General features: G+C 43.3%; 18 protein-coding genes. 13 read left to right on the forward strand and 5 right to left on the reverse strand.

Annotated elements, in window-relative coordinates; genetic code table 11:
• Window position 1: 1 nt before the first annotated feature.
• Window positions 2–1,087, forward strand: a complete 1,086-nt coding sequence (alr, locus tag ACED59_RS20440) for an alanine racemase (protein WP_017097257.1) — start codon at window positions 2–4, stop codon at window positions 1,085–1,087.
• Between the two features lie 50 nt (window positions 1,088–1,137).
• Window positions 1,138–2,343 carry a BamA/TamA family outer membrane protein gene (locus tag ACED59_RS20445; protein ID WP_032499706.1) on the forward strand — a complete coding sequence of 402 codons (1,206 nt, stop codon included), beginning with the start codon at window positions 1,138–1,140 and terminating at the stop codon, window positions 2,341–2,343.
• 120 nt (window positions 2,344–2,463) lie between these two features.
• Here the strand turns inward: ACED59_RS20445 and ACED59_RS20450 are convergent, their stop codons facing one another.
• On the reverse strand, window positions 2,464–2,883 hold the full coding sequence (locus ACED59_RS20450; protein WP_009847895.1) for a secondary thiamine-phosphate synthase enzyme YjbQ: 420 nt from the start codon (window positions 2,881–2,883) through the stop codon (window positions 2,464–2,466).
• Window positions 2,884–3,209: 326 nt separating this feature from the next.
• Between ACED59_RS20450 and pgi the strand changes: the two genes are divergently transcribed.
• Entirely contained in the window at window positions 3,210–4,862 is a 1,653-nt protein-coding gene (pgi, locus tag ACED59_RS20455) for a glucose-6-phosphate isomerase (protein WP_017097259.1), read from the forward strand.
• Window positions 4,863–5,000: 138 nt separating this feature from the next.
• On the opposite strand, the gene ACED59_RS20460 is transcribed toward pgi, so the two are convergent.
• On the reverse strand, window positions 5,001–5,462 hold the full coding sequence (locus ACED59_RS20460) for a chemotaxis protein CheX (protein ID WP_009847897.1): 462 nt from the start codon (window positions 5,460–5,462) through the stop codon (window positions 5,001–5,003).
• 17 nt (window positions 5,463–5,479) lie between these two features.
• Window positions 5,480–5,935, reverse strand: coding sequence for a zinc uptake transcriptional repressor Zur (zur, locus tag ACED59_RS20465; protein WP_012603115.1), 456 nt, complete (start codon window positions 5,933–5,935; stop codon window positions 5,480–5,482).
• 275 nt (window positions 5,936–6,210) lie between these two features.
• Here zur and ACED59_RS20470 point away from each other — a divergent pair, with 275 nt between their 5' ends.
• The 3 genes from ACED59_RS20470 (at window position 6,211) to ACED59_RS20480 (ending at window position 7,266) form a co-directional block, all read left to right on the forward strand.
• Window positions 6,211–6,366, forward strand: coding sequence for a hypothetical protein (locus ACED59_RS20470; RefSeq protein ID WP_158008829.1), 156 nt, complete (start codon window positions 6,211–6,213; stop codon window positions 6,364–6,366).
• Entirely contained in the window at window positions 6,366–6,488 is a 123-nt protein-coding gene (locus tag ACED59_RS20475; RefSeq protein ID WP_017097261.1) for a hypothetical protein, read from the forward strand. The genes ACED59_RS20470 and ACED59_RS20475 overlap by 1 nt, the downstream gene beginning before the upstream one ends.
• Window positions 6,489–6,696: 208 nt before the next feature.
• The gene (locus ACED59_RS20480; protein ID WP_017097262.1) at window positions 6,697–7,266 is read left to right on the forward strand and encodes a sce7726 family protein; all 570 of its coding nucleotides are present in this window, start codon (window positions 6,697–6,699) and stop codon (window positions 7,264–7,266) included.
• Here ACED59_RS20480 and ACED59_RS20485 read toward each other — a convergent pair whose 3' ends face one another.
• Both ACED59_RS20485 and ACED59_RS20490 read right to left on the reverse strand, forming a co-directional pair.
• Window positions 7,267–8,337, reverse strand: a complete 1,071-nt coding sequence (locus ACED59_RS20485) for a beta family protein (protein ID WP_017097263.1) — start codon at window positions 8,335–8,337, stop codon at window positions 7,267–7,269.
• A gap of 88 nt (window positions 8,338–8,425) precedes the next feature.
• Window positions 8,426–8,728, reverse strand: a complete 303-nt coding sequence (locus tag ACED59_RS20490) for a tyrosine-type recombinase/integrase (RefSeq protein ID WP_017097264.1) — start codon at window positions 8,726–8,728, stop codon at window positions 8,426–8,428.
• Window positions 8,729–8,889: 161 nt separating this feature from the next.
• On the opposite strand from ACED59_RS20490, the gene dusA reads away from it, so the two are divergent.
• The 7 genes from dusA to ACED59_RS20525 all read left to right on the forward strand — a co-directional run bounded on the left by dusA (window position 8,890) and on the right by ACED59_RS20525 (window position 16,162).
• Window positions 8,890–9,891 carry a tRNA dihydrouridine(20/20a) synthase DusA gene (gene dusA, locus ACED59_RS20495; RefSeq protein ID WP_009847903.1) on the forward strand — a complete coding sequence of 334 codons (1,002 nt, stop codon included), beginning with the start codon at window positions 8,890–8,892 and terminating at the stop codon, window positions 9,889–9,891.
• Window positions 9,892–10,144: 253 nt separating this feature from the next.
• Window positions 10,145–10,366 (forward strand): envelope stress response protein PspG, encoded by a 222-nt coding sequence (gene pspG, locus ACED59_RS20500; RefSeq protein ID WP_009847904.1) that lies wholly within the window; start codon window positions 10,145–10,147, stop codon window positions 10,364–10,366.
• Window positions 10,367–10,501: 135 nt separating this feature from the next.
• Entirely contained in the window at window positions 10,502–11,224 is a 723-nt protein-coding gene (locus ACED59_RS20505; RefSeq protein WP_080518003.1) for a TIGR04219 family outer membrane beta-barrel protein, read from the forward strand.
• Between the two features lie 222 nt (window positions 11,225–11,446).
• Window positions 11,447–11,677 carry a hypothetical protein gene (locus tag ACED59_RS20510; protein ID WP_004735813.1) on the forward strand — a complete coding sequence of 77 codons (231 nt, stop codon included), beginning with the start codon at window positions 11,447–11,449 and terminating at the stop codon, window positions 11,675–11,677.
• 123 nt (window positions 11,678–11,800) lie between these two features.
• Window positions 11,801–13,666, forward strand: a complete 1,866-nt coding sequence (locus ACED59_RS20515; RefSeq protein WP_032499707.1) for an assimilatory sulfite reductase (NADPH) flavoprotein subunit — start codon at window positions 11,801–11,803, stop codon at window positions 13,664–13,666.
• Window positions 13,666–15,393 carry an assimilatory sulfite reductase (NADPH) hemoprotein subunit gene (gene cysI, locus ACED59_RS20520; RefSeq protein ID WP_017097266.1) on the forward strand — a complete coding sequence of 576 codons (1,728 nt, stop codon included), beginning with the start codon at window positions 13,666–13,668 and terminating at the stop codon, window positions 15,391–15,393. Before ACED59_RS20515 ends, cysI begins: the two co-directional genes overlap by 1 nt.
• Window positions 15,386–16,162 carry a phosphoadenylyl-sulfate reductase gene (locus tag ACED59_RS20525; RefSeq protein WP_017097267.1) on the forward strand — a complete coding sequence of 259 codons (777 nt, stop codon included), beginning with the start codon at window positions 15,386–15,388 and terminating at the stop codon, window positions 16,160–16,162. The genes cysI and ACED59_RS20525 overlap by 8 nt, the downstream gene beginning before the upstream one ends.
• Window positions 16,163–16,615: the final 453 nt, after the last annotated feature.

The following is a 16,615-nucleotide window of genomic DNA, read 5'->3' on the forward strand; positions in this document are numbered from 1 at the left end:
AATGACTTACATGAAAGCAGCGACGGCGAGTATTGACTTAAACGCGCTTGAACATAACCTGAACCAGATAAAGTCGAAGGCTCCTCATTGCAAGGTAATGTCTGTTGTGAAAGCCAATGGCTACGGACATGGCTTACTGCATATTGCCAAGCATTCAAAAAGCTCTGATGCTTTTGGTGTGGCGCGTATTGAAGAAGCATTACAGCTTCGTGCTGGTGGCATTGTTAAACCTATTTTGTTGCTAGAAGGGTTTTATTCTTCGGGTGATTTGCCAATCTTGGTGACCAATAACATCCAAACTGTGGTGCACTGTGAAGAGCAATTAAGCGCGCTAGAGAATGCAGAGTTGGAAACACCTGTTGTGGTTTGGCTAAAAGTCGACAGTGGTATGCATCGCCTAGGTGCTCGTCCTGAGCAATACCAAAACTTTGTTGAGCGCTTACATCAATGTGCGAATGTTGCTAAACCTCTGCGCTACATGAGCCACTTCGGTTGTGCTGATGAACTTGATAGAGCAACCACCGTTGAACAGACCGAGCTTTTCTTATCGCTCACCGACGGTTGTGAAGGTGAGCGTTCACTTGCTGCTTCTGCGGGTCTATTGGCTTGGCCAGACAGCCATCTTGATTGGGTTCGCCCGGGAATTATCTCTTACGGTGTTTCTCCTTTTGCTGATAAATCAGCGCAAGATCTCGGCTTTTATCCTGTAATGACTTTGACCTCTCACCTGATAGCCGTTCGTGATGTTAAAGCGGGTGAAAGTGTGGGTTATGGCGGTAACTGGACCAGTGAGCGAGATACCAAGGTTGGTGTGATCGCGATAGGTTATGGTGATGGTTATCCTCGCACTGCTCCTAACGGCACTCCAGTATTCGTTAACGGCCGAAAAGTACCGATTGCAGGACGTGTATCAATGGACATGTTAACGGTTGATCTTGGGCCTGATGCGGCAGATAAAGTCGGTGATGAAGCAACATTATGGGGTAAAGATTTACCTTCAGAAGAAGTCGCAGAACATATTGGCACTATCGCTTACGAGCTGGTCACTAAGCTGACTTCGCGTGTTGCGATGGAGTACGTGAAGTAGCTAATGTGAAGTAACTAATGCGAAGTAACTATGGATCCTATAAGTAAATGATGTTCATACGAACGACTCGACACTGGTTAATGTCTGCAATGGCATTAACCAGTGTCAGCTTGTCTTCTCCCGCTGTGAGTGAAGAAAAAGATTCAGCCTTTGTTCCTTTCTATTTTAGTACTGAAACCATGGGTAATACCTTCGGGGTTGCTGGTGTCGCAAAGGGTGTTTGGCAACCTCAAGCCGCTCTGTTTGGCATGGCGCTTTATTCAGATAAAGACAGCTACGTTGGTTTCTTATCAGCCTTTAACTTCGCACTGTCTGAGAACGTATTGTTCAGTACTCAGATGTACCAAGCTCGCTTTAACGAAAACCCGTATTACATTGGCTCTCAAGGCGATAATGATTCATCCATTGATGATAAAACCATTGCCGACGGCTTAGAAGAAAACTATCAGGTTGAGTTTAAGTATCTGCTGCCTTGGGGCAATGTTGCAGAGCATGGCTTGCTAGGAGCTTTCCAACCCATCAAAGATGTGAGCTTTGCTTCCCCATTAGAGTCAGGTGTCAGTTCGATTGTCTTTACGCCTTTCTATACGGCTCGTGAGCTAGAAGGCTTAAACAATAGCGAACAAGCGACAGGTTTTAGTTTGGCGTTTGATTGGGATAACCGTGATAGCACACGCAACCCAACCAAGGGGTCTCATACCAATCTTGAGTTTACTACCGGCGCTGAAAGTTGGTCTAACGATGACTTATGGCTGAAGTGGACATTCCAAAACAGTCAGTATTTTGCATTGGGTCCTTTGGGGAACTTGTTCGACCAACAAGTCGTGGCATTTGATGTCTATACCGCTGACACACCTACGTGGGGCAACTGTTCAGGGCAAGATTGTGCTCGTCCACCGGAAACAGAGCAAGCTCGACTCGGTGGCTTATATCGCTTAAGAGGTTATACCGGAGGCCGTTACCACGGTCGTTCTGCTATTCACTACTCTGCGGAATATCGAGTGCTTCCTGATTGGCAACCGCTGGACGATATCCCACTGATTAACTACTACGATTTGCCTTGGTGGCAGTGGGTGGCGTTTGCTGAAGTCGGGCGTGTTGCTGATGAGTACGATATCAAAACACTGCACACAGACATGAAATGGAGCCTAGGCGGCGCAGTTCGTTTCCAGGTTGAAGGCATTGTTGTACGTGCTGAATTAGCGCGAGGCGGTGATGAAGGGACCTTTAGGGTTATGATAAACCAGCCTTTCTAATTCTGGTTTTACCAACTCGACTCTCTTATATTTTTAAAGGGTGACACATAACTGTGTCACCCTTTTTTGTTTTCTACCATTATGTTCGTTAAGCGGTATTTCATTGTTGATGACGTAACGTTACTCACCTTGAATGGTCGCAATAACGGTACGACTTCCGCCACAATCTCGGTGTTCACCTAAGTAAATGCCCTGCCATGTCCCTAATGCTAGACGACCATTGGTAATTGGAATTGTCACACTGGTACCAAGTGTCGATGCTTTAATGTGAGCGGGCATATCATCATCACCTTCGTAGGTGTGCTTGTAGTAGGGTGCTCGTTCGGGAACAAACTTATTAAAGTGTGATTCCATATCAGTGCGGACAGTAGGGTCTGCGTTCTCATTTAGCGTAAGGCTAGCAGATGTATGCTGAATGAATAGATGTAATAAACCAACAGACAGTGAATGGATATCGGATATCTGTTGTTCAATTTCATCAGTGATGAGATGAAATCCACGTTTTTGTGCGTGTAGGTGTATCGTCTTCTGAATCCACATACGCCATCCTCTATAATGTATTTGGAAAAAAAGTGGTTTAACGCTATCTTTTGAACTTGAATTTATCAGGTTTCGCTCACATTTAATGAAGTGAGCGCTAGAGTCAGTACCGATTCTTCTATCAGGAAATCTAATTCTGATTTATCTCAAGGTACCGCTCTTCATATGCGGCATAATACGTCGTGAAAAAAAATTACAAAGAATCTTTCAGTGGTGATGCGATTTGGTCATCATAGAAAAATATAAACTTTCGCCTAATCGGGGGTTCTATTCATCACTTTGGTGACGTCTAGAATAAAACCTACAGTAACATCGGGATAGATACCATGTTGAAAAATATCAACCCAACGCAAACACAAGCGTGGAAAGCTCTAACTGCACATTTTGAGTCTGCTCAAGATATGGATATGAAAGAGCTATTTGCTCAAGATGCAAAGCGTTTCGAGAGCTTTTCTACTCGTTTCGGTTCAGACATCTTAGTGGATTACTCTAAGAACCTTATCGACGCTGAAACGATGCAGCACCTATTTGCTCTTGCGAACGAGACTGAAGTTAAGTCTGCAATCGAAGCAATGTTCGGCGGTGATGCAATCAACAAGACTGAAGGTCGTTCAGTTCTTCACACTGCGTTACGTAACCGTAGCGACAAGCCAGTAATGGTTGATGGCAAAGACGTAATGCCAGCAGTGAACGCAGTACTAGCAAAAATGGAATTGTTCACACACCGTATCGTTTCTGGTGAGTGGAAAGGTTACACAGGTAAAGAGATCACTGATGTCGTCAACATCGGTATCGGCGGTTCAGACCTTGGTCCATACATGGTAACTGAAGCACTTACGCCATACAAAACTCGCCTAAACATGCACTTTGTTTCTAACGTAGACGGCACTCACATCGTTGAGACACTTAAGCCTCTTAACCCAGAAACAACACTTTTCCTAGTGGCATCTAAGACATTTACCACTCAAGAAACAATGACGAACGCACACTCTGCGCGTGATTGGTTCTTGGCTGAAGCAGGCGACTCAGCACATGTTGCTAAGCACTTCGCAGCACTATCAACAAACGCGGCTTCAGTTGCTGAGTTTGGTATTGATACTGACAACATGTTCGAATTCTGGGATTGGGTAGGCGGTCGTTACTCACTATGGTCAGCGATCGGTCTTTCTATCTCACTATCTATCGGCTTCGATAACTTCGCTGAGCTACTCGATGGCGCACATGAGATGGATAACCACTTTGCTTCAACGGAATTTGAAAGCAACATTCCAGTGATCCTTGCGTTAATTGGTGTTTGGTACAACAACTTCCACGGCGCTGAGTCAGAAGCAATCCTACCTTACGATCAATACATGCACCGTTTTGCTGCTTACTTCCAGCAAGGTAATATGGAATCTAACGGTAAATTCGTTGACCGTGAAGGTAACCCAGTAGAATACCAAACAGGCCCTATCATCTGGGGTGAACCTGGTACAAACGGTCAGCACGCGTTCTACCAACTGATTCACCAAGGCACTAAGCTGATCCCATCAGACTTCATTGCTCCGGCTATCAGCCACAACCCAGCATCTGATCACCACCAGAAGCTAATGTCTAACTTCTTTGCTCAAACTGAAGCGCTAGCTTTCGGTAAGACAAAAGAGACAGTAGAAGCTGAATTCCTAGCGGCTGGCAAAACAACTGAAGAAGTTGCTGAGCTAGTACCTTTCAAAGTATTTGAAGGTAACCGCCCAACGAACTCTATTCTTGTTAAGCAAATCAACCCTCGCTCTTTAGGTAACCTAATCGCGATGTACGAGCACAAGATCTTCGTTCAAGGCGTTATCTGGAACATCTTCAGCTTCGACCAATGGGGCGTAGAACTTGGTAAGCAACTAGCAAACCAAATTCTTCCAGAGCTTGCAGACGATGCACAAGTAACGTCTCACGACAGCTCTACTAACGGTCTAATCAACGCATTTAAAGCGCTGAAAGCTTAAGACTGTTTAAGTAACACCAAGTAATAATTGTAAACGCCAACCTTTCGGTTGGCGTTTTTTATGTCCGTTGATTTACGGCAATAAAAAAAGGCTGACGTATGTACGTCAGCCTTTCGCTTTTTATTTAGTCGATTGTCTCTATTCGAAACAGATCTCGATGAAAGCATTACCCCACTGAGATGAGAAAGGCATGATGATGATTGCGCCTTCACACTTGTGACGAATAGTATGGCCTTTACCTGAAACCACGATTGGCGTTGCCATATCGAAGTCAAAGCCGCTTTCTGCAAGAATACGCTTTGCGCCACCGGTTACCATGTTAGTGATTTCACCCACCATGTCGGTCACTTCTTCGTTCAAACCGTTTGGTCGTTCACCTAGCATGTTTTCCATGATTTCTAGAGCAAGCCCTTCATCAAAGGTGATCGACATTGAGCCACGAGACTGTGTACCAACCATACCAATTAGGCCGGACACATCACCACGAGCGATTTCATCTTTCTTCACTCTTGGTTTCTGAGGCTTTAATTCTAGAGATGCCATCGTTTTTAGTACGTTCATCAAAGAAGCTAAAAACGGGTTTACAAATTCAGCGCGCATAATGTTCTTCTATAATCTTATTCTTTCATTTCGGAGGAGCAAGTTTGGCAAATGCCATGCGATTCAATGACATGGTTGGTCAACTTGAATCCATGCTGCTCGGCGTTACTCGCGAGTAGGGCGACAAGCGCATCGTCTTGTAATTCTATCACAGTGCCACATTTATCGCAGATCAGTAATTGGGAAAAATGCGTGTTGGCATTGCAAGAGCAGCAGCATATAAAGCTATTCGTTGACTCAACTCGGTGAATGAACCCTTGCTCTAACAAAAAATCCAAAGCGCGATAAACTGTAGGAGGCTTGGCTTGCGGTTCACTGACTTTCAATTGCTCTAATAATTCATAAGCACTGGAGGCTTTTTTATTAGATAGGATAAGCTCAAACACTCGCTTTCTTTGGGGTGTTAGCCTAACACCTCGCGATACGCATATCCCTTCAACTTGCTCTATTAATGTGTGGTCCAAATTTTTCACCGTTCAATCAAACATCCCCATTCAGCCCCTATTGCTAGGTAACCTTGTTTGAGGAGACATTGATTTTATTAAAGTCAGGTACAGAGCGTATTGTGACCTACGACTTTGAATAAGACAAGGTAACTCAAAACGACAGTGTGACTCAAGGCATAACTGATTAATCAAGCTGAATTAGAGATCTGGTGAATGAGTTTGAAAATATCAATTGCAACAATGTGCTTATTGGGCGAAAGTTCTTAATCGACATTGGCCTGTCATCGACTAAAAAGGGTTAAGTGTTATCTGGCGCAGGAGCAGTTTTGGTATCTGGTCACCCTGAACTTATCACCGCGAGTGTATCGGCAGACGGTGTTCAATTCGGAGGCATTATTGGCGCAAGTACTCCAATAGTATTTGGCCTATGGGAAACCCTACGCAATGAGTTCAAGTAATGGCAGAGTATCAAACATTAATAATCGCCATTGTTAGTGCGTTATCTAGCGGTGTGGGCGTTGGCATTACACTCAAGACCGATGTTAAGTGGCTGCGCTTAATGATGGAAAAGATGGATTAAGGTTAGTTAGATTGGAGGGGAAATCACATTGAATTGGCGATTTTTGGATATATGACCCACTGTTGTTACTGGGAGGCATGAAAATATGTACTGATTTACAATATGGGATATACAATCGAAAACATATTTGATTGGTATAAATTGTTTGGACTCAACTTTGGAGCTATGATACCCGCCCTCAAAAGTGTCTAGCTGTATTGGTGTGGAAATGAATGATATAGATGTCCGTCGGGCAGTACACAAAAAACTTCTTAAAAAGCATCATAACGATCCTGATACATTGGTTGTTGATGAGTTAGGTATTTGTTTGGGGGCTTGCCGCGTTGACATTGCAGTTGTTAATGGTTCACTGCATGGTTATGAGCTAAAAAGCTCAAAAGATACGTTGGACAGGTTGCCAAGTCAGGTACAGTATTACTCTGCTGTAATGGACAAAGTCACGTTAGTTGTCGCTGAAAATCATTTCTTGGAAGCAAAAAAAATCGTTCCTGAATGGTGGGGATTGAAAATTGTATCTGAAGGAAAGAATGGTAGCTATCACATAGCTCATGAACGTGCGGAAAAAAAGAATAAACAGATTGACCCTATTAGTTTAGTTCAACTACTTTGGAAAGAAGAATGCTTGAATTTACTTGATAAATGGGGAGCTATTAAAGGGAATAAAAGTAAGCCGAGACACCTACTCTGGCCAATAATCTCGGAATGTATTCCTGAAAATAAACTCCGAGATGAGGTACGTGTATTACTTAAACAAAGGCCTGACTGGAAGGGGGCTTAATCAGATTGCAGGGTGTGTTGCTGAGAGATTAAGCAATTGGCCTGCAACTAAAGTTAAATGATGAGTATGTGCTACTTTTCTCCATTCTTTAGAGCCTCCGCTTCGATTTGTACCTTGCGCTCGCTCGCTAATATACAGATCTCCCCAGCTAAATTGAGGGCTGTAATAGTAAGGTGAGTTCACCAAAATATCGCAAAGTTGTTGTGTTTGCCCCCAGCCATTCCCTCTTGCTGCAGTACCCTTTACAAAAATCCAATATGTCTCATCAGAGTAGCGAATCGATACATACTGAGACATAAATCTAGGGTCTACCTGCGTTACCTGAGCTGAGGCTGTCGGGTAGTCACTAAATCCAGGTGTTTTAGATAGTTGTCGTGATTGGATTACGCTCTTCCAAAGATCCCATTCTTCACGTCTATGCAAGTGAATAGCATGTTGTGGGATACCGGCTTGCGATGCTGGATAAGACGTTGCAGAGATAATAATATTTCTCCAACTAGCAGCGTTAATTAAGTTCTGGCAAGTCGTAATTGTTTGCTGAACATGCTGCGCAGTATTCGTCTCAATATCTTCAAAGTCTATGATTAGGTCTACTTGGTTTGAGGCAACTCCTATTGCAGCCAAGATAGAATTCAATTGGTAGTGCCCTTGTGACAATAGGCCGGCCTTTAGCTTCAGCGCTACGCCGTGGTGATTGTTTCTTTGCACTGATAAAAGATAGTTGTTTGAGTAATGAGGTGAATACACAGGAATTATACTTTTCCCATGTGTGTTGGCGTCATGGCAACATATATCTAGTGGGTGATGAGTCACAGAGCTATGGATATCTAAGTGCTCAACATCAAGCATAACCGCTCGAGGTAAAGTCCAAGACGTTGCCAATGTTGATCCGAAATTACTCAGGTAATCCGCTAGCGTTTTTTTATAACAACTATTTACATAATCCCAATCAATGTTTAGAACATTGAAAATGGGAGTGACCCCCTCTAAAACACTACTTGGAAGCAATTGAAGAGCTTCCCATTCTGCGGCTTTCCAACGTAATCTCGGGAAATAATGATGAACGCTCATATAACCTTCCTATTTTTAAGGTAAAAGGCCATTATGTGCTCATATGAATACGCGATCAATTGAGTATTCTTATGGATAAGACAATGATCTATTTTTTATGTAAATTGTGCGGAAACAATTGAGTATAAACTTGCCAAAGAATGTTCAGATTCCTGTGCCCAGTGACTTGGGCTACTTCTTCAATTGAGTAGCCCTTTTCAAACAATCGACTTGCTCCCTCTCTTCGTAGGTCGTGATACCTCAAATCCTCAATACCCAATTCGTTTCTTACTCGCTGCAAACCTGCACTAACACTTCGTGAGTTGTAAGGGAAAATAAGTTCGTCTTTGTTCCTGAATGTTTTCGATTCCCTGTGTATAATCGCCCAATTATTTTTGACTACAATGTCCACTGTGAAGCGTGATTCACCGCTTTGAAGTGTTCTTTTTAATGCTAGATGCCTTCGTTTCACTTCATCAATACGTACTATAGGCGTACTGAGTGGGTGAGTTTGCGGCAGAACTAGCGAGTTTCTGTATATATATGCAGTGTATAGATTTTGAGTAACGCTTTATGAAACCTGACAATACCAGTAAATACGCGGCTAACCGCTTATCCGTTGCACCCATGTTGGATTGGACTGACCGCCACTGTCGTTACTTTCACCGTTTGCTATCTCAGCAGACGCTTCTGTACACGGAAATGGTCACAACAGGCGCGATCTTACATGGTAAGGGCGACTTTCTAGAATATAACGAGCAAGAACACCCATTAGCTCTTCAACTTGGTGGTTCAAACCCGGTTGATTTGGCGGCTTGTGCCAAGCTTGCTGGAGAGCGTGGCTATGATGAAGTGAACCTCAATGTAGGTTGTCCTTCAGACCGAGTTCAGAATGGTCGCTTTGGTGCTTGCCTAATGGCTGAGCCTGAGCTGGTGGCAGATTGTGTGTCAGCGATGAAAGAAGTCACGGATATTCCAATTACGGTGAAAACGCGTATTGGTATCGACGACCAAGACTCTTACGAGTTTCTGACTAAGTTTGTTTCTACTGTTTCTGAAAAGGGCGGTTGTGAGCAATTTACTATCCATGCTCGTAAGGCGTGGTTGAGTGGCCTTAGCCCGAAAGAGAACCGTGAGATCCCACCGCTAGATTACGATCGCGCGTACCAAATCAAGAAAGACTTCTCAGATCTTGTGATTGCGGTAAATGGTGGTATCACAACATTAGAACAGACTAAAGAGCACTTGCAGCACCTTGATGGTGTGATGATCGGTCGTGAGGCATACCATAGCCCGTTTATCTTGGCTGAAGTTGATCAGCAGATCTTTGGTTTAGACACGCCAATCAAGAAGCGTTCACAAGTGGTTGAAGAGATGTACCCGTACATTGAGCGTCAGCTTTCGAATGGAGCGAGCCTTGGTCATATCTCTCGTCACATGCTTGGTTTGTTCCAAAGCATGCCGGGCGCAAGACAATGGCGTCGTTACATCAGTGAGAATGCACATAAGAAAGGCGCGGGCATTGAGGTGATTCAGACGGCATTGGCTAAGATCCCTAAAGAGCTAAATGTATAGACGCCCTTAAGGTTAAAGCAAAAGCCAAAAGCTAAGAATTAAAAGTTAGAAGCTTAAGGTTTAAATAACAAGGCTAAATTCGCCATTAGAGGCTAAATTTACCACTGTGAGTTTCCGAAAAGCCACGCATGAAGATGCGTGGCTTTTTATTTGCCTGATAAATAAGGAGTTTATGGTTGTGGCTAACTTGGTATGGAAGCTGCAATGTTAGAAAGTAGGAAAGATAGGTCATGAACTCATTAGGGAGACCATTATGTTTGAATTAATCTTTGTTCTTATTTTCGTCGCAACTTTACTCGTTACTGGTATTACGTTTATGACGGTACTAGCGGCAACCGGAATCGCGTTAGCGGTCATGCTGGTCTTAGGTATGATGGGCGTTGTGTTTAAACTGCTGCCTTGGCTGATCGTGATTGCAGTGGGTGTGTGGTTTTTCAAAAACTATGTACACAGCTCTAACCAAAGACGTTATTAAGGTCATCGTGTCGTCAAATCTTTACTCGTCAGCGGTTTATCGTTTTAGAATTTAAGATGTGTGGTAGAATTTTCCCCAATAATCTATGAATGTGCATACAATTAGCACAACGATATGGAATTGGAGCTATCTCAAATGAATAAAATGCCATTAATTGCTTTAGTGGGAATGCTTTCTTTAAGTTCGGCTGTGTCCGCTGAAGAAGAGTTTTCTTACACGACTAAGATCGGTGCTGATATGTGGTGGGGAAGTACAAAGCTGAACGAAGCTAGGTCGAGTGACTCAAACTCACCTTCGTTGTATTTCGCATTTGAGCATAATGCCCCTAAGCTGCCAAATGCGAGTTTCCGCTACTCTACTGTTGATACAACATTGTTAGCGTTTGATAAGTATGACTACACGTTCTACTACACAATGTTGGATCACAAGTTGATGAACTTCGATGCGGGTGTGACATTTACTCAGTATGCAAACTCACATTACAAAGATCCGTACAGTTCGAAAACGACAAGTTTTGATGAGTTTACCTGGAGCTTCTACGGTAACGCAGAAATCAATGTCCCTAATACTCAGCTTGATATCATTGGTACGATGGAATTTGGTGATAGCAACGGTATTAAGAGTACCGATTTGATGGCGGGTGTTCAGTACCGTATTCCAGTGGCAGATACTGAAATAGCACTTCGTGGTGGCTATCGTGTGATCGACCTTGATTCGGACAAATTCTTCTCTTCAGAGCTGAACAAACCTCTTGAGACAGACAAAGAACCTGATCCGTTAGATGACCCAAAGCCAGGGCCACCTAAATCGTTTGTTATGGTTGATGGTTGGTTTGCTGGCGTAGAAGTACGCTTTTAGGCAATTAAAACGAATCTAGAACGAAATTTAAGAACGTCACTTTATTAAGTGGCGTTTTTTTATATCTATTGGTTATACCCAAGCATCTTGAAGTTACTTGGGTATATACTTTTCTGGAATTAGTTAGCACATTCATCACTTTCGACCATCCTTAATACAGAGATCTAATTAGCGTCTATTCTTATAAGGTCTATGTTGTGAGGTCAAAGCAAGGGATGGAATATGACACTCAATGAATTACGAAATTTATATCGAGAAAATCTGTTGGTTGAAGCGATCATAGAGCCCTCAATTCAAGAGGGGTCTTGGGTTGTGGAGTTTCGCCATATGGGCGGTGGCTTTGTTTTGCTTACTGATGTTCATGGTGAAGAGTGTCATTACGCGGATTTAGACCTAGCATCTAAGTCGGCAATGGCGGTTGGCTTTCAACAAGTTCGTATTGAAAATCAGTAACTCAATTGACGTTTCAATCGGTTTTTACTTCCAAAAAGTTATAAAACATACTTTTCTATTCTTTCTTGTTATTAAAAGGAGTGGTTAATCTATCGTCACGCAATGATTAGGGATGTCGTGACCATGTCTTTAAATAAGAAAGAGTCTTCACAAAATAATAATGCACAGTCTGGGGCTACTGAGTTACCTGGGCTAGCAGCACCACTTAATGACCAACAATTGGGTCATCTTCAGCAAACTGTTTCTGAATTATCTTCTCAACAACTGGCATGGGTCAGTGGTTACCTTTGGGGTGTGAGCCAAACTCAGCCGGTGGGGGCCGCCGCGCCAATCGCTCAAGCAGCCGCTGCAGTAGCCGCAAAACCTGCGGGTAAGCTCAGCATTATCTTCGCATCCCAAACCGGTAATGCGAAAGGTGTCGCCGAATCGCTTGAGGCAGAAGCGAAAGCCTTAGGGATTGCTGTCGAGCTTTTCGATGCAAGTGATTATAAAGGTAAGAACTTAGCCAAAGAGACACACGTCATTTTTGTAGCTTCAACCAATGGTGAGGGCGAAGCCCCTGATAACGCTATTGAGTTGCATGAATTCCTTCAATCGAAGAAAGCGCCAAAATTATCAAACCTACAATACGGTGTGATTGGTTTAGGTGACTCAAGCTATGAGTTCTTCTGCCAAACGGCTAAAGACTTCGATAACTTCCTCGCTAAGCTTGGTGCTAAATCGTTTGTTGACCGTCTTGATTGTGATGTTGATTACGAAGAATCAGCAACGGAATGGCGCGCTAAAGCATTAGAGCAAGTAAAAGAGACGCTATCGACAGGTACTGAAGCCGATGTGGTTCAATTACCAGTCGGTCAAGCGGCTGCTGGTCATTCGCAATACACCAAACAAAACCCATACACCGCGACATTATTGACGAGCCAAAAGATCACTGGTCGTGATTCGGGCAAAGATGTTCGTCATATCGAAATTGATCTTGATGAGTCGGGTATTACTTACCAACCGGGTGATGCGCTAGGCGTATGGTTTGAAAACAGTTCAGAACTCGCAAATCAAATTCTTTCTAAGGTTGGGCTGTCTGGTATCGAAAGTGTCGATGTCGATGGTGACAACTTGTCTGTGCATAGCGCACTCGTCAGCAAATTTGAGATTACATCTTCAAACCCTCAGCTAGTGACTAAGTTTGCTGAGCTATCGGGCAGCAAGAAGTTAATTAAGCTGGTGGAAGATAAAGACAAGCTTCGTGAATACGCGGGTAATACTCAAGTTGTTGATGTTTTAGCTGAGAAGAAGACCAAGCTATCGGCTGATGAACTGATTGGCCTACTACGTAAGTTAACTCCACGCCTCTATTCTATTGCATCAAGCCAAGCTGAAGTGGATGAAGAAGTTCACTTAACGGTTGGTCTGGTTGAATACCAAAAGGGCGATGAATCTCGTCTGGGTGGTGCTTCAAGTTTCTTAGCTCAACGCCTTGAAGAAGGTGGTGAAGTTAAGGTGTTTGTAGAGAACAACAATAACTTCAAACTGCCGCAAGACGACAACACACCAATCATCATGGTTGGCCCGGGTACAGGTATCGCACCTTTCCGTAGTTTTGTTCAAGAGCGTGAAAACAATGACGCTGAAGGTAAAAGCTGGTTGTTCTTTGGTGACCGTACCTTTACTCAAGATTTCTTATATCAAGTTGAATGGCAGAGGTATCTTAAATCTGGTGCATTAACCAAGCTTGATGTTGCGTTTAGTCGTGATCAAAAAGAAAAGGTTTATGTTCAAGACCGATTAATTGAGCAGGCAGAGCAGGTTTGGCAATGGCTTCAAGAGGGCGCGTACCTCTATGTATGTGGCGATGCAACTCGAATGGCAAAAGATGTCCATGAAGCGTTAGTTACGATAGCGGAAAAACATGGCAATCAGAGCCGCGAACAAGCTGAACAATATATTAATGATTTACGTAAAGCGAAACGTTACCAAAGGGATGTGTACTAATGAGCAAGCAAGTAATAGAGCAAGAAGTGCTAGGTCAAGTACTGGGACCTTTGGCTGACAATGAACGTCTGAAGCGTGAAAGTAAAAACCTTCGCGGTACGATTGAACAAGATCTTCAAGATCGTATCACTGGTGGTTTTACCGCAGATAACTTTCAACTGATCCGTTTCCACGGTATGTATCAACAAGATGACCGTGATATTCGTAACGAACGTACCAAGCAAAAATTAGAACCTTTACATAATGTAATGCTACGTGCGCGTATGCCAGGCGGCATCATCACTCCTAAGCAGTGGCTCGCGATTGATAAATTCGCAGATGAAAGCACCTCTTATGGTTCAATTCGTCTAACAACACGTCAAACCTTTCAGTTCCATGGTGTGTTGAAGCCGAACATTAAGTTAATGCACCAAACACTAAACAGTATTGGTATTGATTCGATCGCTACTGCGGGTGATGTAAACCGAAATGTTTTGTGTACCACGAACCCGGTTGAGTCCGAGCTACACCAAGAAGCTTATGAGTGGGCGAAAAAGATCAGTGAACACCTATTACCTAAAACTCGTGCTTATGCTGAGATCTGGTTAGATGGTGAAAAGCTCGCAACAACAGATGAAGAACCTATCTTAGGTAGTAACTACTTACCACGTAAGTTCAAAACGACGGTTGTAATTCCTCCGCAAAATGACGTAGATGTTCATGCTAACGATCTTAACTTTATTGCGATTGCTAAAGACGGAAAGCTGGTGGGCTTTAACGTATTAGTGGGCGGTGGTCTTGCAATGACGCACGGCGATACTTCTACTTATGCACGTAAAGCTGACGACTTTGGTTTTGTGCCATTAGAGAAAACGTTAGATGTAGCGGCAGCTGTTGTGACGACACAACGTGACTGGGGTAACCGTTCGAATCGTAAGAATGCCAAAACCAAATACACACTAGACCGTGTTGGTATTGATGTATTCAAAGCAGAAGTAGAAAAACGTGCAGGCGTTGAGTTTGCTGAAAGTCGTCCTTATGAGTTTACTGGCCGTGGCGACCGTATCGGTTGGGCGGAAGGTATTGATGGTAAGCACCACTTAGCGTTATTCATCGAAAATGGTCGTTTACTTGATTTTCCGGGTAAAGCGCTGAAAACAGGTGTTGCTGAAATAGCGAAGATCCACAAAGGTGATTTCCGCATGACAGCGAACCAAAATCTCATTGTTGCAGGTGTACCTAAGAGCCAAAAGGCACAAATTGAAAAGCTGGCACGTCAATACGGTCTGATGGATGATGCCGTTTCAGAACAGCGCAAGAACTCAATGGCGTGTGTGGCATTCCCAACATGTCCGTTAGCAATGGCAGAAGCCGAACGTTTTCTTCCTGAGTTTGTAACGGATGTTGAAGACATTCTGAAGAAACACGGATTACCAGAAGAAGATAACATCATCCTTCGCATCACGGGTTGTCCAAACGGCTGTGGTCGTGCAATGTTGGCTGAGTTGGGTTTAGTCGGTAAGGCGCCGGGGCGTTACAACATGCACTTAGGTGGCAACAAAGCCGGAACTCGTATCCCGAAGATGTATAAAGAGAACATCACTTCAGCTCAGATCTTAGAAGAGATTGATTCGCTGGTGGGACGTTGGGCTACGGAACGTAACGACAATGAAGGGTTCGGTGATTTTACAATCCGAGCTGGCATCATCGAAGAGGTGATCATTTCAAAGAGGGATCTGCATGCATAATTCTGTCGCTTCAAAACTGAAGTTAGCAGAGCTACTCGCATTGACTAAGACGGAGCAAATACTTCGTCTTGGACAAATCAATGCTGAGTTAGAGCAGCTAACCGCATTAGAAAGAGTTAAGTGGGCACTAGAACATTTAGAAGGGACACATGTGGTGTCTTCTAGTTTCGGAATCCAAGCGGCGTTGATGCTGCACTTAGTGACTCAAGCAAAACCAGATATTCCGGTTATTCTTACGGACACTGGGTATCTATTCCCGGAAACGTATCGATTTATCGATGAGTTAAGTCAGAAGTTGACTCTAAACCTTCAAGTCTTTCGTTCTCAGCAGAGCCCTAATTGGCAAGAAGCGCAATATGGCAAACTTTGGGATCAAGGTATAGAAGGGATAGAGAAGTACAACAAGCTTAATAAAGTTGAACCGATGAGAAGAGCGTTGGATGAACTAGAGGCAGGCACTTGGTTTTCTGGGTTGAGAAGAGAGCAATCTCAATCGCGTGCAAACTTACCTATCTTATCTATCCAAAATGGTGTGTTTAAGTTCTTGCCAGTAATTGATTGGACAAATAAAGATGTTCATTATTACTTAGAGGAGCATGGTCTCAGTTACCACCCACTTCGCGATCAGGGGTACCTTTCTGTTGGAGATACTCATACTACTAAGAAATGGGAACCGGGTATGACTGAAGAAGAAACCCGTTTTAATGGTCTAAAACGAGAATGTGGTCTCCATGAAGACGATGGAGAGCAATATGGCTCTGGGATTTAGACTCATTGCCATTTAAAAAGCTGCCATAAGGCAGTTTTTTTGTTTTCTAGGGTGAAAATTAGAGCAATTGTGGATAAGTCTGTGGTTATTCTGTAGGTACTTTGTAGTTAAACTTGCACAAATAAGGCTTTGAGTGTTTATTCGTCATCTAACCGTTATTTTTACATTTTTCTTTAATAAACACTTGCCAATGTGAGGAACATCTCTATAATGCCGCCTCACTGACACGGTAGACGCCACAAGGCTTCAGCGAAGAATGTTAGTAAGGCAACTAGCTTTAAGCGATAATTCGCTTCTACTTTTAGAAAGTAGAAATTAATTTTCAAAAGTGTTTGACACTGAGAATTAAAACGCTAGAATGGCCGCCTCTTCCGAAGTGATGTAAGTCACAACGAAGAGAAGCTCTTTAACAATTTAAACCTATCAATCTGTGTGGGCACTCGTTGATGAATA

Origin of the sequence: Vibrio sp. FF266 (genome assembly GCF_041439695.1) — a bacterium.
Lineage (GTDB): Bacteria > Pseudomonadota > Gammaproteobacteria > Enterobacterales > Vibrionaceae > Vibrio > Vibrio tasmaniensis_A.

Bases quoted from the DNA above. Each gene is read 5' to 3' on its own strand.
- alr (WP_017097257.1), top strand. From the start codon at position 2: ATGACTTACATGAAAGCAGCGACGGCGAGTATTGACTTAAACGCGCTT.
- ACED59_RS20445 (WP_032499706.1), top strand. From the start codon at position 1,138: ATGTTCATACGAACGACTCGACACTGGTTAATGTCTGCAATGGCATTA.
- ACED59_RS20450 (WP_009847895.1), bottom strand. From the start codon at position 2,883: ATGTGGATTCAGAAGACGATACACCTACACGCACAAAAACGTGGATTT.
- pgi (WP_017097259.1), top strand. From the start codon at position 3,210: ATGTTGAAAAATATCAACCCAACGCAAACACAAGCGTGGAAAGCTCTA.
- ACED59_RS20460 (WP_009847897.1), bottom strand. From the start codon at position 5,462: ATGCGCGCTGAATTTGTAAACCCGTTTTTAGCTTCTTTGATGAACGTA.
- ACED59_RS20475 (WP_017097261.1), top strand. From the start codon at position 6,366: ATGGCAGAGTATCAAACATTAATAATCGCCATTGTTAGTGCGTTATCT.
- ACED59_RS20480 (WP_017097262.1), top strand. From the start codon at position 6,697: ATGAATGATATAGATGTCCGTCGGGCAGTACACAAAAAACTTCTTAAA.
- ACED59_RS20485 (WP_017097263.1), bottom strand. From the start codon at position 8,337: ATGAGCGTTCATCATTATTTCCCGAGATTACGTTGGAAAGCCGCAGAA.
- dusA (WP_009847903.1), top strand. From the start codon at position 8,890: ATGAAACCTGACAATACCAGTAAATACGCGGCTAACCGCTTATCCGTT.
- pspG (WP_009847904.1), top strand. From the start codon at position 10,145: ATGTTTGAATTAATCTTTGTTCTTATTTTCGTCGCAACTTTACTCGTT.
- ACED59_RS20505 (WP_080518003.1), top strand. From the start codon at position 10,502: ATGAATAAAATGCCATTAATTGCTTTAGTGGGAATGCTTTCTTTAAGT.
- ACED59_RS20510 (WP_004735813.1), top strand. From the start codon at position 11,447: ATGACACTCAATGAATTACGAAATTTATATCGAGAAAATCTGTTGGTT.
- ACED59_RS20515 (WP_032499707.1), top strand. From the start codon at position 11,801: ATGTCTTTAAATAAGAAAGAGTCTTCACAAAATAATAATGCACAGTCT.
- cysI (WP_017097266.1), top strand. From the start codon at position 13,666: ATGAGCAAGCAAGTAATAGAGCAAGAAGTGCTAGGTCAAGTACTGGGA.
- ACED59_RS20525 (WP_017097267.1), top strand. From the start codon at position 15,386: ATGCATAATTCTGTCGCTTCAAAACTGAAGTTAGCAGAGCTACTCGCA.